Raw genomic sequence first — 18869 nt, 5'->3', positions numbered from 1 at the left:
GGGGCATGCGGACGAACGAAACACCGCACTACGATGCCAGCGTCAACACGACGGGCTGCTGCCCCAAATTCAACCCAGGCGGCTGGGACGATCAGGAATTGCACTTGACCGACAAGCCGTTCGTGCGAGCGACAACCCGCAGCGTCATGCATGTCCCGGTGAATATGGGCAGCGTCTTTGCCCGTGTTAACGAGCATATCGACGCCGCCGCCTCTGCCGAAGGCCACTTCATCGTCCTAAGCCGCGATCTGTCGCCTTGTACAAGCGAGCATCTTTTTTCGGTTTCGAAGGCTGTGCCCGAGGAGGAAATGATCACGCCGACGGGCGACTTCGTCACCAAGGTTTTTGAAGGGGCGTTCGAGCAGGTAAGCGGCTGGCACCAGGAAATGCTCGAGATCGCGCGCCAGCGCGATCCCAACCTACCGATGTATATTTCTTCTATACGACCTGCCCGAAATGCGCCGCGGCATACGGTAAGAACTACGTCGTTGGCGTCGCGGCCGTGGCTTGGCTCCTGCAGGTCAACGCCTTGCGATGCCACAAAGGATTGAGATATCCACTCGCTTCCAGGTCATGCGGGTCGATCTTCGCTCGTCCCTTGGAGGAGCTTTCGCAATGACTAGAAATGGCGGTTTCCTGCTGGTCATGCTCATTGCCCTGGCGACCGCGGCCGGTGTGGCTTTCTTGCTTTACAGGAGCGAGCTTGGTCGTCTGCGCCACGCCGTCGGCCAGGGCAGCATGGTCGCCAACCTCGACATTGGCACGATCGAATATGCCGACACCGGTGCGGGCATTCCGCTGCTGTCGATCCACGGCGCAGGCGGCGGTTTTGACCAGGGACTCGCCCTTGCTGGCGATCTTGCGGGTCTAGGCTTTCGAGTCATCGCGCCGTCGCGCTTCGGCTATCTGCGCACGCCGGTTCCGCGAGACGCTTCTCCAGCCGGACAGGGCGACGCCCACGCGGCGCTGCTTTCGAGACTTAACGTCCCCAAAGCGGTGGTTGTCGGCGTTTCGGCCGGCGCTCGTTCGGCGGTCGAGCTGGCACTGCGGCATCCTGACAAGGTAGCCGCTCTCATCCTGATAGTCCCCGCGCTTTATTCGCCCACCAGCCCCGTCTCGATCGATGTGAGTCTCGGCAACAGGTTCGCCTTCTGGGCCGTCAATGTCGGCGGCGATTTCGCATGGTGGGCCGCCGAGACCGTCGCTCCGTCGATACTCATTCGCTTTGTCGGCGTGCGGCCGGCGCTGGTAGCGGTCGCGCCCCAGGCCGAGAGGGAACGCGTGATGAGCTTTGTCAGGAGCGTCGAGCCGCTGTCGCTGCGTTTCCCCGGAATCAAAATAGACAGCGTCCCCGAGCTGCATGAGCTGCCGTTGGAAGAAATCACTGCGCCGACAATGATCATCTCCGCGCGCGACGATCTTTTCAAGACGCTGCCGGCGGCCGAATTCGCAGCCAGTAGGATCCCCGGTGCAAAGCTGGTCGTCTACGACACCGGTGGACATCTTTTGGTTGGACACGCGAAGCAGGTTCGCAACGCGGTCCGCGTGTTCTTGGAAGGAGCTGGCGTGATTCCATGATCCGATAGGCCTGACGGCGACACAGGTTGCTCAGCATCGGCGCCTGATCCAGATGGCATATAGCGAGGCTGATCGAATAACGGGACTGGACAGCGGCAACCGGATCGCGCCAGCGCTCAAATTTCAAACTGACCCACCACCCGACCCCGCAACGGGAGGGCCGTTGCGCCGCTATGCGAGCACGTCGCGACCGCGGTTGATCTCGCGCAAAGTGGAACCCGACCAACGGCGTAGAGTATCATTCATCCAAGGTGGAGCAAGCCAATGCAGAAGGCGTTGATGAAGTCCGTCGCGGCAGCGAGCGCCGCTCTGGCCCTTGTGCCCAGCGCGGCGTGGGCGCAGGCACCATCCGACATCGGAGGGTACGGTTGGGGATCCCACATGATGGGGTGGGCCGAAGGTTGGTATCCCATGATTTTCGGTCCGCTGTTCATGATCCTCTTCCTCGCGGCGTTGGTGGCAATCGCGGTCATTCTCGTCCGCTGGCTGGGTGGACCGTTGTCGGGGCCAGTGTCTCCGCATCACCCGGTCGCGAGCCGCGCACCGCTTGATATTCTTCGCGAGCGATTTGCGCGCGGCGAGATCGACAAGGAAGAATTCGAGGAAAGGCGCCGCGTGCTCGGCGAATAGGTGGCGTTGGCGCCTGACTGCGACGATGATTCCGACCGAAGCTATGCTTCGAACCGGGTGCCTTGTCGGCCCTTGACGATCTCCGCGGCGTCCTCGAGCCAGCCGATCGCCGAAGGATTGCCCGTCGCTTGAACGAATTCGATCGCGGCATCGATCTTGGGTCCCATCGAGCCGGCCGGAAAGTCGCTCCCGGACAATTCTGTTGCCCCGACCCTCCGAAGCGCGCGGGCCTCCGGCCTGCCATAGCCGACATAGACCGCATCCACATCCGTGAGCATCAGCAGCATGTCGGCCTTCAACTGGCGCGCCAGCAGCGAGCTGGCCAGATCCTTGTCGATGACGGCTTCGACGCCAACCATGCCGCCGTCCTCGCGCGCAATGACGGGGACGCCGCCGCCACCTGTGCATATGACGGTGACATCGTGCTCGACGAGGAAGGAGATGACGGGTGCCTCCAGAATCTCGATCGGACGAGGCGAGGGCACCACCCGGCGCCATTTGTCGCCATCGGGCGCTATGGACCAACCGCGCTCTCCCGCGAGCCGTCGCGCTGTCGTTTCGTCATAGACCGGGCCGATCGGCTTTGTCGGACGGGAAAATGCGGGATCGTGCGGATCGACTCTCACCTGGGTGAGCAGTGTCGCGTACAGTCTCTGAGAGGCGAGGTTGGCGAGCTCCTGCTCGATCATGTAGCCGATCATGCCGGCACTCTCGGCGCCCAAAACGTCGAGCGGGAAAGCGCCGTCCGGTGAGCCCGCCGACTGCAGTGCAAGCAGGCCGACCTGCGGGCCGTTGCCATGCGTGACCACAAGCGAATGGTCTTCTTCAATCAGCGCTGCCAGCGCGGACGCGGCGCGCTTGACGTTGTTGCGCTGGTTTTCGGCAGTCATGGGTTCGCCGCGCCGCAACAGCGCGTTCCCGCCGAGGGCCGTCACGATCAGCATGTCAGTTGCCGATCGTGGCGACGAGCAGCGCCTTTATCGTGTGCATGCGGTTCTCCGCCTGGTCGAAGACGATCGAGGCGCCGGACTCGAACACCTCGTCTGTCACCTCCATGCAGTCGATGCCGAATTCCCGCGCGATATAGGCGCCGACCTCGGTATCGGTGTCATGAAATGCCGGCAGGCAGTGCATGAATTTCACATGCGGATTGCCGCTGGCCGCCATCACGTCCTTCGTCACCCGATAGGGCGTCAGAAGACGGATGCGATCCGGCCATCCGGACTTGTCCTCCCCCATCGACATCCAGACATCGGTGTAGATGAAATCGACGTCCTGGACGCAGCCGGCAATGTCTTCGTCCAGCCGGAAGCGGCCGCCGCTGTTCCCCGCCAATTCCTTGACATGTGCGCAAAATTCTTCGTCTGGCCACAGCTCCTTCGGCGAGGCGATGCGCATGTCGATGCCGACCTTGGCCGCCCCCAATGCCAGCGACTGGGCGACATTGTCCCGACCCTCGCCAACGAAAGCGACGATCATGTCCGACAGATGCTTGTGCGTGAATTCGCGCATCGTCATGAAATCGGCGAGGATCTGCGTCGGATGCGCTTCATCCGTCAGGCCGTTGTAGACGGGCACGCCGGCATTCGCCGCCAGCATCTCGGCCTGATGCTGGGCAAAACCGCGATACTCGATGGCGTCATAGATCCGCCCGAGCACGCGCGCGGTATCCTTCATGGATTCCTTGTGCCCGATATGGCTGCCCGAGGGGCCGAAATACGTGACGTGGGCGCCTTGATCATATGCGGCCACTTCGAAGCCGGTCCGTGTGCGTGTCGAATCCTTTTCGAAGATGAGCGCGATGTTCTTGCGAACGAGGCGGGGTATCTCGTGTCCCGCCTGCTTGGCGGCCTTCAGGTCGGCAGCCAACTTCAGGAGGAAACGGATTTCTTCGGCCGAAAGGTCATCGAGCGAAAGCACCGAACGGCCATGCAGATTGATCGACATTGGATGTCCTTTCAGATCGGGTCGCGTGCGATAGGGCAGGTCATGCAATGGCCGCCGCCCCGGCCGCGGCTGAGCTCGGCACCCTCGATGGTGATCACCTCGATCCCCGCGCGCCGCAACAGCGTGTTGGTGTAGACGTTGCGGTCGTAGCCGATGACGACACCCGGCTCGACCGCGACAACGTTGTTACCGTCATCCCACTGCTCCCGCTCCGCCTCGTAGCGGTCGCCGCCGGTGGCGATGATCCGCAGTGATTTCAGATCGAGCGCTTCCGCTACGACCTTTGCAAAAGGGGCGCTCTCTTCCCTGACCTCGACCGCAGCATCGCCGTCTCCAGGCCGGATCGAGAAGGTACGCAGCCTGTCGACCACGGGCGGATACATGGTGGCAAGGTCCCGGTCGCAGAAGGTGAAGACGGTATCGAGATGCATGAAAGAGCGGTCGCGCGGCATCAGCGCCGCGATCACGCGCGTGGCCTCTCCGGCTGCGAACAGACTGCGGGCGAGGTCGCCGACTGCCTGCGGCGTGGTGCGCTCTCCCATCCCGACGAGAACGACGCCCCCGCCGACGGGCATGACGTCGCCGCCTTCCAGGCTGACGCCTGTTCCGGCCTGGGGCGATACCAACGGAATGCCGCTGTCACGGAAATGCGGGTGGAAACGGTAGACCGCCTCGACATTGGCCGCTTCCGGCCGCCTGGCGGGCCAGTACATCGCATTCACGGAGACGGAGCGATAGATCCAGCAGGAACTGTCGCGGGTGAAGAGCTGGTTGGGCAATGGCGGGAGGACGAAGTCCTGGGGCGCAAGCGTCCTTCCGGTCAGCCCCTTGGGCTCGAACGGCAGTTCGGCACGCGCAATACCGCCGACGAGGCAGGTTGCCAGCAGGCCGGCCGACATCTCGTTCAGCCAGCCCCGCATCTCGTCGACCATGTCCAGGCCGACCACACCGGCATGCACGCGGCGATCGAGAAGCCAGTCGCGGGCCATGCCGAGGCCCATGGTCTCAGCAAGCAGTTCGCCGAACGAATGCACCACCACGCCGCGCTCGCGCAGGGCATCGACGAACACGTCGTGCTCCTGGCGCGCCCGTTTCACCCACAGCACGTCGTCGAACAGCAGCGACTTGCAGTTGTCGGGCGTCAGCCTGCGCAGGCTGAGATCCGGCCTGTGGACCATCACCTCGCGCAGGCGGCCGACTTCCGAATGAACCCCCAGATTTGCCATGGGACGGCCTTTCAAAGCGCGCTGACAGCGCCGGTCCACATCTCGTAGGCGGCGAGGATTGCTATTGCGACCAGCGCGACTGCAAGGAACGCTTCCACGGGATGGAAGACACGCTGATTGTTCTCGCGGCGGGCCCAGACGTAGAAGATGACGCCGGGTGCATAGAGGATCGCGCACATGAACAGATACGCAGGTCCTGCCGCATAGACGAGCCACAGCCCGTAGATCGTCGCCACCATGCCGGCAACGAGCGGTCCTGTTCTGCCTTCGCCGGTTCGATAGCTTTCCCCGGTCAACGCCAATTTGGCGGCGAAAGCGCCGGAGAAGATGTAAGGCACGAGGATGGCGGCCGAGGCGATGTAGAAGAGCGCCTGGTAAGTGCTTTGGGCGAAGAGCGTGATCACCAGGAAGGCCTGGACGAGCACGTTCGTGATCAGAAGCGACGTCGAGGGAACGCCGCGTCCGCTTTCCCGGCCAAAGAACTTCGGCATGGTCCCGTCTTTGCCGGCCGCGTGCGGGATTTCGGCGGCAAGCAAGGTCCAGCTCAGGAAGGCGCCGATGACCGAGACGACGAGCGCGAGATTGATGAGCACGGCGCCCCAGGGGCCGACAACTGCCTCCAGCACACCCGCCATCGAAGGGTTCTTGAGGGCGGCGAGTTCGGGCTGGCTCAGGATGCCAAGCGAAAGCAGCGACACCAGCGCGTAGAGCGCGAGGCAGGCGAAGAAGCCAAGCACCGTCGCGGTCGCGATATCCTTGCGGCGCTCCGCCCGGGCGGAGAAAACGCTGGCGCCCTCTATGCCGATGAACACCCACAGCGTCACCAGCATCGTGCTCTTGACCTGAGCCGCGACAGTCCCGAGCGAGGCATTGCCGAGAGCCGTGAAGTCGAGCGACCAGACATTGAGCTTGAATGCGACGGCGGCGACGCCGACGAAGAGGACGACGGGAGCAATCTTGGCCATGGTCACGACGGTGTTGACGACCGCAGCCTGGCGAATGCCGGCAAGGATCAGGAAGTGGATGACCCACAACAGGATGGATGCTCCGAGCACCGCCTGCCAGGTGTTCCCGTCACCGAAGGCGGGAAAGAAATAAGACAGTGCGCTGAACACGACCACCGCGTAGGAGACGTTGCCGACCCAAGCGCTGATCCAATAGCCCCAGGCACTGTTGAAGCCGATGAACGGACCAAAGCCGGCCCTGGCATAGGCGTAGGGGCCGGCGTCGAGCTCGGGCCGGCGCACCGCCAGCGACTGGTAGACGAACACAAGCGCAAGCATGCCGACCGCTGTGATGGCCCATCCGATGAGGATCGCAAGCGGGCCGGCGCCGGCAGCCATGTTCTGGGGAAGGCTGAACACGCCCGAGCCCACCATCGAGCCGATCACGAGCGCTGTCAGCGATCCCAGTCGCAGCTTGGTGGACGCCGGACTTACAGCTTCTTGCCCGATAGGGATATTGATGTCTGTTGTGGCCATGAGGCCCTCCCACCTTTGGAACGATGGAAGCAGTTCAGCAGGAAAGCAGGCGGGCAGCTTTGATACGGGTCAAATCAGGATCTCAGCGTCGGCGATGCGGCCGCAACAATCCTACCGGAGCAGCACAGCGCAGTAGCCCGCGACAGCTGCGGCCAAATTCATGCCGGCCAGGGGCAACCAGAATCTCACCGGACCCGCAAAACCTGCCAGGAACAGGCGTCCGATTGCGTTGGCCAGAAGCGCCGTCAGCACCGCATGTCCAACGGTTTCGATCGATATCGACTGCTTGGCCAGCCGTAGGGCGCTGAGCACCGAAGCGTCGACGTCAAACGCACCCGCGATCGCGGAACTCGCCAACAGGCCTTGTTCCTTGAATTGAAAGGCCAGCGCGGCGCTCGCTGTCGAGGCGACCGCGAACAGCAATGCAAAGATCAGCAACGGCATTAGTTCGAATGGATTGCGCGTCGCGCCGGGGCTCTCTGGCTTCCGGCCGTGAATTGCCAATGCGATCGTTCCGCAGACGCCAAATGCCAGCGCGGCAGCCAGCGCGGGCACGGCGATGAAGGCGGTCACCGCCGGCGCCAGTATCAAAACCACGAGGCACACACGCAAGATCGAGATCATCGCGGCCAGCGAAGCCGCGCCCGCGAAGGACAAGGAATTGTCCGACGCATTGGCCATGCGAGCCAGTGACAGGGTTACGGCGGTCGACGAGACCGCGGCGCCGGCAAGCGCGCTCACAATCAAGCCACGAGCGTTTCCGAGGACACGCACGGCGACGTAGCCAACGAACGAAATCGAGGCCATCAGCACCGTCAGCAGCCAGATTTCCCGCGGATTGAAGCCACCCCACGGGTCATATGTCCGATCGGGCAGCAGGGGCAGGACTACGGCCGTCATCACGGCCAGGACCAATGCCGAGCGAAGCTCGATCCAGGTCAGACGCTTCAGGAGTCCATGCAAGATTTCGCGACTGGCGAGAAGTGCCGCCAACGCCGCGCCACCTGCGGCCGCGACGCGGGAATCGCCAGCCACGCAGAGCGCGCCGAGGGCAAACACGGAGAGGCCCGCAATGACGGTCGTAACGCTGAAATCCTCATCATGCACGGCCTCGCGAGCCTTGTACCACGCAAAGATGCCTGCGAAGGCAAGGAAGGCGGCAATCAATACCGAGATGGCATTGGTCGCTTCGGCCAATGCCGCGGCAACGCCGCCGAGAAGTCCGACGATGCCGAATGTGCGAATGCCGGCTGTTCGGCTCCTGTCAGGCGAGTCGCGTTCTCTCCAGCCGCGCTCCACTCCAACGAGCAGGCCTATCGCCAAGGCGACGGCGAGTTGGACGATGAGCGAATCCATGATGCGCCTCAGGCCAGCTGCATTTGCAGCCTGCCTCTTCCATTGGGGGCAGGCTTGCCACAACTTGAGCTTGAGCTCGCCATGGTCGGGTTAGTTCTGCGACGCCTCTCGGCCCGAAACCTCCACGATGAAGATGCTGAAGAACACATGGGGAAGATGCTCCGCGTCTGAGGAGGCTATCGGCTTGAGCGCGCCTGGCTCCCACCAGTCGGCGTGCCTGCTCAGCAACGACCATGCGTGATCGCGCTGCACCTTGTGTCCGATCCGATCCGGAAGTTCCTCATACCGGCCATTGACGACCACGCTCCTCCAGCCTCGGCCGGCGTCATGTTCGCCGACATGCACCGAAACGAGCGGATTGGCACGCATCCAATCGATCTTCCTGCCCGCCATTGAAAATGCGTAGAGGCGGTTGTCAGAATAGGCATAGTAGAATGGCACGACATAGGGCTGCCCGTCCTTGGCGCAGGCCAGGTGACCGACGCGGTTGGCCATCAGCAGTTTTGTGCATTCCAGGGCGGAAAGTGTGCGGATCTGCATCGATGAAGCTCCTAAGTGCCGGCGTCGTGCCGTGATTTGTTGGGGGTTTGCGCCCCGGAACGCCTTCTTTCCTCGGCATTGCGCCAATCTCCGCGGGCCGCGGCCATCACGTCGAGAATCTCGCTGTCGGAAAGCTGCGGGAAGTTGCCATAGTAATAGCTGAGCGCACGAAAGCGCGCAGGCTGATTGAGGCAGATCGTCAGATCAGCTTCCTGCGCAAGTTCGTCGACGACCTCTGGCGGAGCCACCGGCAAAGCGACAATAATCTTTCGCGGCGAACGGCGCTTCAACGCACGAATCGCGACCTTCATCGTCGTGCCGGTGGCAGCCCCATCGTCGACGATAACAACCGTTTTGCCGGCAACCGACAGCGGCCGACCTTTCCCACGATATTCCGTCCGGCGCCGCTCCAATTCGGGGCGCTCCTGCGCGATCAGAACACGAAGGGCGCTGTTCCCGAGAGCGTAAGCTTCCACGATCTCCCGGTTGAGAACGACATCCGGTGGGTCTCCGTCCACGATAGCGGCAACGGCCAGCTCCGGATTTCCCGGCGCTCCTACTTTTCGAACGATCGCCAGATCGAGTGGTGCCTTGAGGACCTTGGCCACCTCGGCAGCAACGGGTACGCCGCCACGCGGCAAGGCGAGTACAATTGGATCCTGCAACTGCAGGAGCTCCAGCGAGGCACCAAGCTTTTGCCCAGCATCTTGTCGATCGCGAAACATCGATCATCCCTCTGGCCAGAGCTCACGCAGCGACTTCTTCATCGAGTTTCGGACCTGGACGATCTCGCCGTGCGAGATGTGGCGGTCGAGAAGCTTGAAGACCGCCCTGATGGCGTTGTCGACATCGATCTCCGGTTCGTAGCCAAAGCTGTTGCGGACGCAGATGATGAAGTCGCGCTTCCTGCGGTCCCAGGCTGATGCGGCCGGATTCCAACCTTCGAAGTAGATGCCTCTGATCAGCGTCGGCAACTGAGCCGACAGATCGGCCATTTCTTCGGGCGAGAGCCAGTCGCGCAAGGCATGTAACACCGATTTCAATAATCGAAATGCGCTCTGTTCGTTCCAATCCAGATCCCTGGCGAGTTCGTTAACCCATTGCTGCGCCTGCTCGGCGGAGTGGGTGATGGACGTGTGTGAAACTGAATGGGTCATCTTTGTCATCCTTCAACTCGGTTCGATTTTCGCTTGGGCCGGACCGGTGTGCATTGCGCGGATCTTACTCCCCGCCCTCAGCCGCCCGCATTGTTCACCAGGAGCGGAATGATTCGGTCGGTCTTGGCGACGGCGGGACGGCCGGATGCAGCATAGGGAATGCCCAGCGCATCCCAGGTCTCGACCAGCGCGTCCTGCAATTCGGCGATCAGCGCGTCCGAATGGAACGGCGTCGGCGTGATGCGCAGCCGCTCGGTGCCGCGTGGCACGGTCGGATAGTTGATCGGCTGGATGTAGATGCCGTGCACGCCAAGCAGCCGGTCGCTGGCCATCTTGCAAAGCTCGGGATCGCCGACCAGCACCGGCACGATATGGGTAGCCGATTCCATCACGGGCAGGCCCGCGGCGGAAAGCACCTGCTTGGTGCGAGCCGCCTGGCGCTGCTGCGCGTCGCGCTCGGCCTGCGAGCGCTTCAGATGCCTGATCGAGGTGGTGGCCGCCGCTGCAATCGCCGGCGGCAGCGCGGTGGTGAAGATGAAGCCCGGCGCATAGGAGCGCACGGCGTCGATGACAGCACTGGTGCCGGTGATGTAGCCGCCCAGCGTGCCGAAGGCCTTGGCCAGGGTGCCCTCGATGACGTCGATGCGGTCGGCCAGGCCTTCGCGCTCGGTGATGCCGCCGCCGCGCAGGCCGTACATGCCCACCGCATGGACCTCGTCGATATAGGTCATGGCGTTGTAGCGTTCGGCGAGCTCGACGATCTGCTTGATCGGCGCGATGTCACCGTCCATCGAATAGACGCTCTCGAAGACGATCAGCTTGGCGCGCTCGCGCCCGGCGGTCTGCAGCAGGCTTTCCAGATGCGCGACGTCGTTGTGGCGGAAGATTTTCTTCTCGGCGCCCGAGCGCCGCACGCCTTCGATCATCGAGGCATGGTTCAACTCGTCCGAGATGATCAGGCAGTTGGGCAGAAGCCGGGCAATGGTCGAGATCGAGGCTTCGTTGGAGACGAAGCCGGAGGTGAACACCAGTGCCGCTTCCTTGTCATGCAGGTCGGCGAGTTCATGCTCGAGTTCGACCAGCGGATTGGAGGTGCCGGAGATGTTGCGGGTGCCGCCGGCGCCCGAGCCCATCTTGCCGGCCGCCGTCTGGAAGGCGGTGATCACATCCGCGTTCTGGCCCATGCCGAGATAGTCGTTGGAGCACCATACGGTGATTTCCTGGGCGCGGCCGTTGGAACGCCAGATGGCGCGCGGGAACTTGCCCACCATGCGCTCGAGGTCGGCGAAGACGCGGTAGCGACGCTCGGCGTGGAGCTGGTCGATCGCGTCTTCGAAGAACCGCTGGTAATTCATTCCCGAAGTCTCCTGTCCAAGTGGCGACCCGTAGCCGCCGGAGGTTCTTCGATTACGTTTGCCGATAAAGGACGGTTCTCACATTGAGCCAGGTCAAATTCTTAAATGCAGGCAAAAACGCGTGAATTAGTCTGGGCCTTGGCCCAAAGGCCGGGAGTCAGGAGAATGTGACTGAATCGGGTAGGATGACGGCCAGGTCCGGTGTAAGCTCAAAACGTTTCAGCGGCGTTTGAGGACTGTCGTGGACCGGTTCATCGCACGGGCCAATATCGCCCATTTCGAAGATTTGCTCGCCCTGGAAACCGATCCGGAGAAGCGGCGGGTCATTGAAGACTTGCTTGCTCGCGAGCGGCATAAGCTCGAAATCGCGGAACGGCAGGCCGTTATCGACAGGAAGGATGCTCCTTCTAAACCGGACGATTAAACTCGGTAAGCTGATACAGCCAGTTCGAAAAGCAGTGCCAGTGCACCTTTCAGGCACTGGCACTCGTATCGCCACTAGCCGGCTTTGACGGTGATCTTTTTCTCAGCCTTCTGGGCTTCCGCCGTCTTCGGGAGCTTCACGGTGAGCACCCCCTTGGTGAAGCTGGCGTCGATCTTGTCGGCATCCACTCCGTCGGGCAACTGGAACGATCGCTGGAAGGAGCCATAGCGCCGCTCCGAGAGATAATAATCCTTCTCTTTTTCTTCCTTCTCCTCGTTCTTCTCGCCTTTGATGGTCAGGACGTTATTGGCAAGCTTGATGTCGACGTTCTTTTCGTCGATGCCCGGAAGTTCCGCGGTGATCTCGAACCCGCTGGCCTTTTCGACTAGATCCATCGCCGGTGCTACCGGCCAGGTAATGCTGCGCAATGCAGGAAGTTCGCTGCCGAAGAGCGAATGCGTGGACGGCAGGCGGAAATCGAACGGATGAAAATCATCGAAAACCCGGTCGATTTCGCGACGCAGGCTCTCGAATGGCCCCACCCAATTGTCGGTCCGGGCGGAGGCGGAGGCATTCTTCTCGGTCCTCACAGGCAGTTTGGTAGCGGCTTCAGCCATGGGTTCTCTCCAAAGAACGGTTGATCAGCAGGTACCGCTGTCTTCCGCTCTTCCGACCGCGGATTGCCCCGCAGGTGTTGGAGCCGGAGGTCGGCGGACCCGCTCGACAGGCTTGCTCGCTGAATTGGCGCATCTGCTTCGCAAATTTCCGCGTTTGGCGCGGATCGTCGCGCCCGCCTTGCCAATTCATGCTGACCCGTCGAGGTCGGCATCAAAGCACCGCCGTGAACAGGCATCGTTGATCCGCGTCAAACGGCAAGAAGTCGATTTCGGATCCAGCGCCGCAACGATCCAATGCCCAAGCGGAGCGATTTTGACTGCTGTCAAGTCGTCAGCTGGCTTTGCCGTAGACGGGGTCACCTCTATGGGGAGCAGCCATCATGGAGATGTTGTCGATCTCAGGCACGTTCCGACAGCGGATTGCCATGAAAAAAAGCACCGGCGGCCGAAAAGTGATTCAAATCAAAGCGCGGGACGGCGCTTCCAGCACACTGATTGGATGTGGAATCCCATCGCAAGCGCACCATCGGGCCGCAATCTCGAACTCGCTGTCATCGACAACGATGGCGTGCATGCGCTTGTGTTTCCCTGTGAGAAGGCTTCCACAGGCTGGAAGAATGTCGTGACCGGGATGCGCGTCGACATACGCCCCACGCATTGGCGTGCCTGGAACCCAGAGGAATATCAGGGCAACTCGCTGCAGGATCCGATTTAACTTTTCGAGTCGGCGATCAATGCCATACGTACCAGGTGCGAGAGACTGCCTGCTCCCATCTTGCTCATCACATTGGCGCGATGGATTTCAACTGTGCGCGGGCTGATGCCGAGATCGTAGGCAATCGTCTTGTTCGGCAAACCTGAGACGAGCCCGTCTAGCACTTGCCGCTCACGTTCCGACAGCGTGCCGAGATTCTTCCGGATCTCGCTTGACTGGGGGTGTGCCGCAACGGGCTGGCTGCGGTGATACAAGGCGTTACGAATGCCGTCGATGAGCACCTGATCATCGAACGGCTTTTCGATGAAATCAGCCGCCCCCTCCTTCATTGCCTGGACGGCAAGCGCAACATCGGCGTGGCCCGTGATGACGATCACCGGCACTTCAAGACCGCGGGATTTCAGTTGCCGCAGGAACTCGATGCCGTCGATACCGGGCATGCGCACATCGGTGACAATGCAGCCCTCGACCAGCTTCGGCTCTGTTGCCAAAAATGCTGTCGCCGACTCGTAGAGTCGCACCGCAAAGTCGGCCGTCGCGAGAAGAAAGCCTAGCGATTTGCGGACATCGACATCATCGTCGACTACATGCACGACATCATTGGCCACTGTCGACCTCTTCCTTTTCTACCGAGCGCAAAGTGAAGCGGAAGGCTGTTCCGCCACCGGGCATCGACTCCGCCCAGATATGGCCACCGTGCGACTCGATGATAGTGCGACAAATAGATAACCCCACCCCCATCCCGTGCTTCTTCGTCGTGACGAAGGGCTGGAAGAGTTGGGCCGAAACCTCGGGCGTCAGCCCCGGCCCGGTGTCGATCACGCCAACCTCTGCCATCCCATCACGTCGAGAGGCTGTCGAGATACGCAACTCCCGGCGCGGCGCGCCCTGCATGGCCTCCACGGCGTTTCTCATAAGATTGAGGAGTACCTGCTCGATCTGGATTCGATCGGTCAGAACAAGCTCTGCCGCTGGGTCGAGGTCATAGGTGACGCGCACGTCGGCCTCTCTCGCGCCAACGAGAGCGAGCGATGAGGCATCCTCGATAAGCGCTGGCAGGCGTTCGACCTGGCGCTCGCTTTCTCCCCTGGCAACAAAATCCCTCAGGCGACGAATGACGTCACCGGCGCGCAAGGCCTGCTCCGCGGCTTTTTCGACAGCCTCTCGCAACATAGTGGCGTTCTCGTCGCTGCTTTTCTCAAGCAGACGGCGGCTGCCTTTGAGATAGTTTGTGATGGCCGTCAGCGGTTGATTGATCTCATGCGCCAAGGTCGAGGCCATTTCGCCGAGCGCGGTGAACCTTGCCATGTGAAGCAGTTCCTGTTGCTGCTCCTGCATCCTGGCCTCTGTTCTGTGGCGTTCCGTCAGGTCGCGGCAGAAGCCGGTGAAGAAGCGGCCTGTTCCCGGATGCATTTCGCCGACGGAGAGTTCCATCGGAAAGGTGGATCCGTCCTTGCGCATCCCCGTTACCGTGCGGCCTATCCCGATGATGCGCCGCTCGCCGGTCGTCAGATAACGATGCATGTATGCGTCATGCTCTTCCCGGTACGGGGAGGGCATCAGCATCTTGACGTTTTGGCCAATGACCTCGCCGGCCTTGTAGCCGAACAATGTCTCGGCGGCCGTGCTGAAGGACTGGATGTTGGCGCTCTCGTCTATGACGACCATGGCATCGGGCACCGTCGCCAGGATTGAGCGCAGGTGATCCTCACGCAGCTGCAGGGCGGCGTTGGCGAAGGACAGCTCGCTGACATCCGTGCCTTGAACGAATATCGCTGTAATTTGGCCGTCCTTAGCTCTGAGGGGCTGATAAACGAAGTCCAGGATGCGTTCTTCCGCGCCCCCCGTTTCGGCGTTGCGGTAGACGACCTTGACACCTCGGCCCACATAGGGCTCGCCGCTTTCGTAGACGCGGTCCAGCAATTCGAAAAAGCCCTGGCCTTCGAGGTCGGGAAAGGCTTCGCGCGCCGATCTGCCGATGATTTTTCGCTGGCCGACCATTCGCTTATAGGCGGCATTCGCTAGCTCGAACACATGCCCGGGCTCTCTGAGCAATGTCATGAAACCCGGCGCCTGCTCGAACATCAATGCAAGCAGCCCATGTTCCGGCTGATCGTCATCATCGGGCTGCCGAGCTGACGAAGCAGCCGCGTCAGTGCTGGCGTCCGCGATAGCTGGGTCTCCCTTGCTCACATCAGATCCTGCTTCTGAATGAAGATAGCGGTTGCTGATTTAGCACCCCGGCACCCGCACAGGCTACCGATTTGACCAGTATCAAGGTTCTGCAGTCAACCAGATGGCAATCAGGAGGACATACGTCATTTCTGAGGTGCACGCATGTCCTACAAAACGATCATCGTCAACCTGGCCGTTGATTCAGACCCGATGCCGATCATAAAGCTGGCTACGGAACTCGCGCAAGGCTTCGATGCCCGTCTCATTGGCTTCGCGGCCGCCGACGTGCCGCCTTTGGTGGCAACGGACAAAGGCATGGTTTACGAAGGCGAGATCATGCAAGTGGATCGCAGGGAGATTGCGGAACGTCTCGCCGAGCTGCATGACAGTTTTGAAAAGGCTTCCCTTAGTAGCTTGTGGACGCAGTATTTTTGCGGCCCGACCCGGGCTCTGGGTTTGGTAGCTCGTTCTGCCGATCTCATCCTGACCGCTAATGGCGGGGAGGATGTTTATCGCGCCGTCGACATCGGGAGCCTTGTGCTCGGAACCGGGCGCCCAGTGCTGGTCGCGGCGGGCAATGCCGAGCATCTCCTCGGAGGGACCGTCCTTGTCGCGTGGAAGGACAGCCGGGAGGCACGAAGAGCGTTGGCCGATGCCTTGCCGCTCCTTACCAAGGCCAAAAAGGTTGTCGTCGCCACAATGGAAGCCCGCTTGGGAACGGATGTTCGAGACAGCCTCGCCGACGTCGCGGTGTTTCTGGAGCAGCACGGCATCATGGCGCGAACCGAAGTGATCATGGGTGAGGCGGACGGCGACAGGCTGGTGGCGTTCGCACGCTCCATCCATGCCGATCTGATCGTTTCCGGGGCTTACGGTCACAGCCGGTTGAGGGAATGGGCCTTTGGCGGCGTTACGCGCTCGCTGATCGGCGAGAGTGGCATCAGTCGTCTCCTTTCGAACTGAATGCCGGGTCATGGCGACCGGATTTGCAGACGACACGGACCGGCCGACCGCCATGGCGAGCGCGGCGCTATCGGTCAACCGCCCCCCTGGCGCTGCCGAGCATGCTTACTGGTCGCTCGAGACAGATCGATTGGTCGAGCAACTGGAGACCTCCACATCCGGTCTTTTGAGCGTCGATGCCGCGATCCGGCTCGGCAAATTCGGCCGTAACGCGCTGGCCCCGCGCTCAAGCGGATCGGCATTCACCGTCTTCGCCCGTCAATTTCGCAGCCCGCTGGTGCTTATCCTTGTCTTTGCCGCGGCCGTCTCGGTGTTTGTCGGCGAGGGCCATGAGGCGGTGATCATCGGCGCGATCGTGCTTGCAAGCTGCGTCCTCAGCTTCACCCAGGAATATGGAGCCTCCCGGGCGATGGAGGCGCTCCAGCAGCGCATCTCCCGCAAGGCCACGGTGCTGCGCGACAGCTTCGAGCAAAGCGTCGATGTCGAGACCATCGTTCCTGGCGACGTCGTCTGCCTGTCGGCCGGCAATCTCATCCCGGTCGATGGCGTGATCCTGGAGGCGCGGGATTTCAATGTCAGCGAGTCCGTTCTGACCGGCGAGACCTTTCCCGTTGTGAAGTCCGCCGGCCGGTCGGCTTCCGGTGCCGGCATCGCGCAGCGGACCAATGCGGTCTTCACCGGCACGTCGGTTCGCAGCGGAACAGCGAAGGTGCTTGCGGTCGCCACGGGAGCGCGCACCGAATTCGCGTCGATCGCCGAGGCCTTGGAGAGACGAGTCCCGGAGACCGAGTTCGCGCGCGGCATCAGGATGTTCGGATATCTGATGACCGAAATCATGCTTGCGATCGTCATCCTGGTGTTCTTCGCCAACGTGATGCTCCATCGGCCCTTGATCGAGTCGCTGCTGTTCTCGCTTGCTCTCGCGGTCGGCCTGACACCCGAACTGCTTCCCGCGATCATCAGCGTCACCCTGGCCAGTGGCGCGCGGGCGATGGCCGCCAGCGGCGTCATGGTGCGTCGTCTCGATGCGATCGAGAATCTCGGCAGCATGGACCTGCTCTGTACGGACAAGACAGGAACATTGACGGAAGGCGTCATCCGCCTCGATGGATCGTTCGATGTCGAGGGCAAGCCTTCGAGCGAGGTCCTGCTTTGGGCCCGGCTGAACGCAATGCTGCAGACCGGGCTGAAGAACCCTTTGGACGAGGCAATAACGACGGCGCAGCCTGTGCGGGACGATCTGTACCGTTTCACCAAGATCGACGAGATCCCATACGATTTTGTTCGCAAGCGGTTGTCGGTAGCCGTGCGGGAAGGGATGCGCGAAGAGATACTCATCACCAAGGGAGCCGTCCACAATGTTCTCGATGTGTGTTCGCTCGTGCAGGGTCCGCACGGTTCGAGATCCCTGGACCTGGCGGAGCGCGAGGCCATCGAGGAGAAATTCAGACACTGGAGTGCGCAAGGCTATCGGGTTCTTGGCCTGGCGATCCGGCGATTTCAGAACAAGGCGGGCTTCAGCCGTGACGACGAAACCGCAATGGCGTTCGGCGGTTTCCTGCTCTTTCTCGATCCGCCAAAGGAAGGGGTGCGCAAGACGTTGTCGGCACTTGCCGATCGCGGCATCGGCGTCAAGGTCATTTCCGGCGACAACCGCTATGTCGCCGCGCATCTGGCCGAAGCCGTCGGCCTCCGGTCCGACAGGATCATGACCGGCGAGGATCTGTCGAAGCTGACGAAGAATGGACTTCTTGCCGGTGTGCGCAAAACCGACCTCTTCGTCGAGATCGATCCGAACCAGAAGGAGCGCATTGTCGAGGCGCTGCGCCGCAGCGGCCACGTCGTCGGCTATCTAGGCGACGGCATCAACGACGCGCCGGCGCTGCACGAAGCCGATATAGGCATCTCGGTCGACACGGCTGTTGATGTGGCTCGCGAAGCCGCGGACATCATCTTGCTCAAGCGCGACCTGAGCGTGTTGGTGCGGGGCGTCGAGGATGGCCGCAGAACATTCGCCAACACGATGAAGTACATCTCGATCACGACCAGCGCCAACTTCGGCAACATGATCAGCATGGCGGCGGCGTCTCTCTACCTGCCGTTTCTGCCGCTGCTGGCCAAGCAGATCCTGCTCAACAATTTTCTGGCGGATATTCCCGCGCTTGCGATTGCAAGCGACAATGTCGATCCGGACCAGCTTCGGCGCCCCCGCCATTGGGATATCCATTTCGTCAGAAAGTTCATGATCAGCTTCGGGCTCGTCAGCTCGCTGTTCGACCTTTTGACGTTTGCCTTCCTGCTGTATGTCGCGCACGCCGAGGCATCGATGTTCCGGACCGGCTGGTTTGTGGAGTCCCTGCTGACGCAACTCTTGATCCCGCTTGTCATTCGTACCCGGAAAGCCTTCTGGACCAGCCGCCCTAGCCGGTTGCTCGCGGCGCTCGCATTGACGGTCGGCGGCATTGCCATCTCAATCCCCTACACGCCTGTCGCGAACTGGTTGGCCATGGTGCCTTTGCCCCTGCCTGTGCTATTGGGGCTGCTCGCGATCACGGCGACGTATGTTGTTGTCTCCGAGCTGACCAAGCACCTGCTCTTCGATCACGAAAACGGCAAGCCGCGCGGACGAAGGAATTCAGGTCGGGACCGATCCGTAAGCAAATCGGCCCGCCTGGCTGGCTGAGCCAGGCGGGAAGCGGCGAGCA

18 protein-coding genes and 1 pseudogene are annotated in these 18869 nt (G+C 61.7%); 7 read left to right on the top strand and 12 right to left on the bottom strand.

Going from position 1 to position 18869, the window contains the following annotated elements; translation table 11 throughout:
- The first annotated feature begins 5 nt into the window (after positions 1-5).
- From P9273_RS09500 to P9273_RS09490, 3 genes and pseudogenes are all read left to right on the top strand, one after another.
- Positions 6-619 (top strand): annotated as a pseudogene (locus P9273_RS09500) (hydrolase).
- Positions 616-1578: an alpha/beta fold hydrolase gene (locus tag P9273_RS09495; RefSeq protein WP_278048675.1), complete on the top strand. Its 963-nt coding sequence runs from the start codon at positions 616-618 to the stop codon at positions 1576-1578. Before P9273_RS09500 ends, P9273_RS09495 begins: the two are co-directional and overlap by 4 nt.
- A gap of 264 nt (positions 1579-1842) precedes the next feature.
- On the top strand, positions 1843-2208 hold the full coding sequence (locus tag P9273_RS09490) for an SHOCT domain-containing protein (RefSeq protein WP_278048674.1): 366 nt from the start codon (positions 1843-1845) through the stop codon (positions 2206-2208).
- Positions 2209-2249: 41 nt separating this feature from the next.
- On the opposite strand, the gene arcC is transcribed toward P9273_RS09490, so the two are convergent.
- From arcC to hemA, 9 genes are all read right to left on the bottom strand, one after another.
- The gene (gene arcC / locus P9273_RS09485) at positions 2250-3152 is read right to left on the bottom strand and encodes a carbamate kinase (protein WP_278048673.1); all 903 of its coding nucleotides are present in this window, start codon (positions 3150-3152) and stop codon (positions 2250-2252) included.
- Position 3153: 1 nt separating this feature from the next.
- Positions 3154-4155, bottom strand: coding sequence for an ornithine carbamoyltransferase (gene argF / locus P9273_RS09480; RefSeq protein WP_278048672.1), 1002 nt, complete (start codon positions 4153-4155; stop codon positions 3154-3156).
- A gap of 11 nt (positions 4156-4166) precedes the next feature.
- On the bottom strand, positions 4167-5381 hold the full coding sequence (locus P9273_RS09475; protein WP_278048671.1) for an arginine deiminase: 1215 nt from the start codon (positions 5379-5381) through the stop codon (positions 4167-4169).
- 11 nt (positions 5382-5392) lie between these two features.
- On the bottom strand, positions 5393-6862 hold the full coding sequence (gene arcD / locus P9273_RS09470) for an arginine-ornithine antiporter (protein ID WP_278048670.1): 1470 nt from the start codon (positions 6860-6862) through the stop codon (positions 5393-5395).
- A gap of 111 nt (positions 6863-6973) precedes the next feature.
- The gene (locus P9273_RS09465; protein WP_278048669.1) at positions 6974-8218 is read right to left on the bottom strand and encodes an MgtC/SapB family protein; all 1245 of its coding nucleotides are present in this window, start codon (positions 8216-8218) and stop codon (positions 6974-6976) included.
- Positions 8219-8308: 90 nt separating this feature from the next.
- Positions 8309-8758, bottom strand: coding sequence for a pyridoxamine 5'-phosphate oxidase family protein (locus P9273_RS09460; RefSeq protein WP_278048668.1), 450 nt, complete (start codon positions 8756-8758; stop codon positions 8309-8311).
- 11 nt (positions 8759-8769) lie between these two features.
- A complete protein-coding gene (locus P9273_RS09455) occupies positions 8770-9483 on the bottom strand; it encodes a phosphoribosyltransferase (protein ID WP_278048667.1) in 714 nt (237 codons plus the stop codon).
- Between the two features lie 3 nt (positions 9484-9486).
- Positions 9487-9915: a DUF2267 domain-containing protein gene (locus P9273_RS09450; RefSeq protein WP_278048666.1), complete on the bottom strand. Its 429-nt coding sequence runs from the start codon at positions 9913-9915 to the stop codon at positions 9487-9489.
- Positions 9916-9992: 77 nt separating this feature from the next.
- The gene (gene hemA / locus P9273_RS09445) at positions 9993-11270 is read right to left on the bottom strand and encodes a 5-aminolevulinate synthase (protein ID WP_278048665.1); all 1278 of its coding nucleotides are present in this window, start codon (positions 11268-11270) and stop codon (positions 9993-9995) included.
- A 241-nt stretch (positions 11271-11511) separates the two neighbouring features.
- Between hemA and P9273_RS09440 the strand changes: the two genes are divergently transcribed.
- Positions 11512-11694, top strand: coding sequence for a hypothetical protein (locus tag P9273_RS09440; protein WP_278048664.1), 183 nt, complete (start codon positions 11512-11514; stop codon positions 11692-11694).
- Between the two features lie 74 nt (positions 11695-11768).
- On the opposite strand, the gene P9273_RS09435 is transcribed toward P9273_RS09440, so the two are convergent.
- Entirely contained in the window at positions 11769-12311 is a 543-nt protein-coding gene (locus tag P9273_RS09435; RefSeq protein WP_278048663.1) for an Hsp20/alpha crystallin family protein, read from the bottom strand.
- On the opposite strand from P9273_RS09435, the gene P9273_RS32255 reads away from it, so the two are divergent.
- Positions 12310-13026 (top strand): hypothetical protein, encoded by a 717-nt coding sequence (locus P9273_RS32255; RefSeq protein ID WP_336619376.1) that lies wholly within the window; start codon positions 12310-12312, stop codon positions 13024-13026. The genes P9273_RS09435 and P9273_RS32255 overlap by 2 nt on opposite strands.
- Here P9273_RS32255 and fixJ read toward each other — a convergent pair.
- Together fixJ and P9273_RS09420 are read right to left on the bottom strand one after the other, a co-directional pair.
- Complete coding sequence (gene fixJ, locus P9273_RS09425; protein WP_278048662.1) at positions 13023-13634, bottom strand: response regulator FixJ; 612 nt, start codon at positions 13632-13634, stop codon at positions 13023-13025. The two genes, P9273_RS32255 and fixJ, sit on opposite strands and share 4 nt — an antisense overlap.
- A complete protein-coding gene (locus P9273_RS09420; protein ID WP_278049020.1) occupies positions 13624-15111 on the bottom strand; it encodes a PAS domain-containing sensor histidine kinase in 1488 nt (495 codons plus the stop codon). The genes fixJ and P9273_RS09420 overlap by 11 nt, the downstream gene beginning before the upstream one ends.
- 252 nt (positions 15112-15363) lie before the next feature.
- Between P9273_RS09420 and P9273_RS09415 the strand changes: the two genes are divergently transcribed.
- Both P9273_RS09415 and mgtA read left to right on the top strand, forming a co-directional pair.
- A complete protein-coding gene (locus tag P9273_RS09415; RefSeq protein ID WP_278048661.1) occupies positions 15364-16164 on the top strand; it encodes a universal stress protein in 801 nt (266 codons plus the stop codon).
- A 52-nt stretch (positions 16165-16216) separates the two neighbouring features.
- The gene (gene mgtA, locus P9273_RS09410) at positions 16217-18847 is read left to right on the top strand and encodes a magnesium-translocating P-type ATPase (RefSeq protein ID WP_278048660.1); all 2631 of its coding nucleotides are present in this window, start codon (positions 16217-16219) and stop codon (positions 18845-18847) included.
- Positions 18848-18869 lie beyond the last annotated feature (22 nt).

The sequence above is a fragment of the Mesorhizobium sp. WSM4935 genome, from assembly GCF_029625735.1.
Classification (GTDB): domain Bacteria; phylum Pseudomonadota; class Alphaproteobacteria; order Rhizobiales; family Rhizobiaceae; genus Mesorhizobium.
The sequence above is the reverse complement of the archived record's forward strand: the minus strand, read 5'-3'. Positions and strand labels throughout refer to the sequence as shown.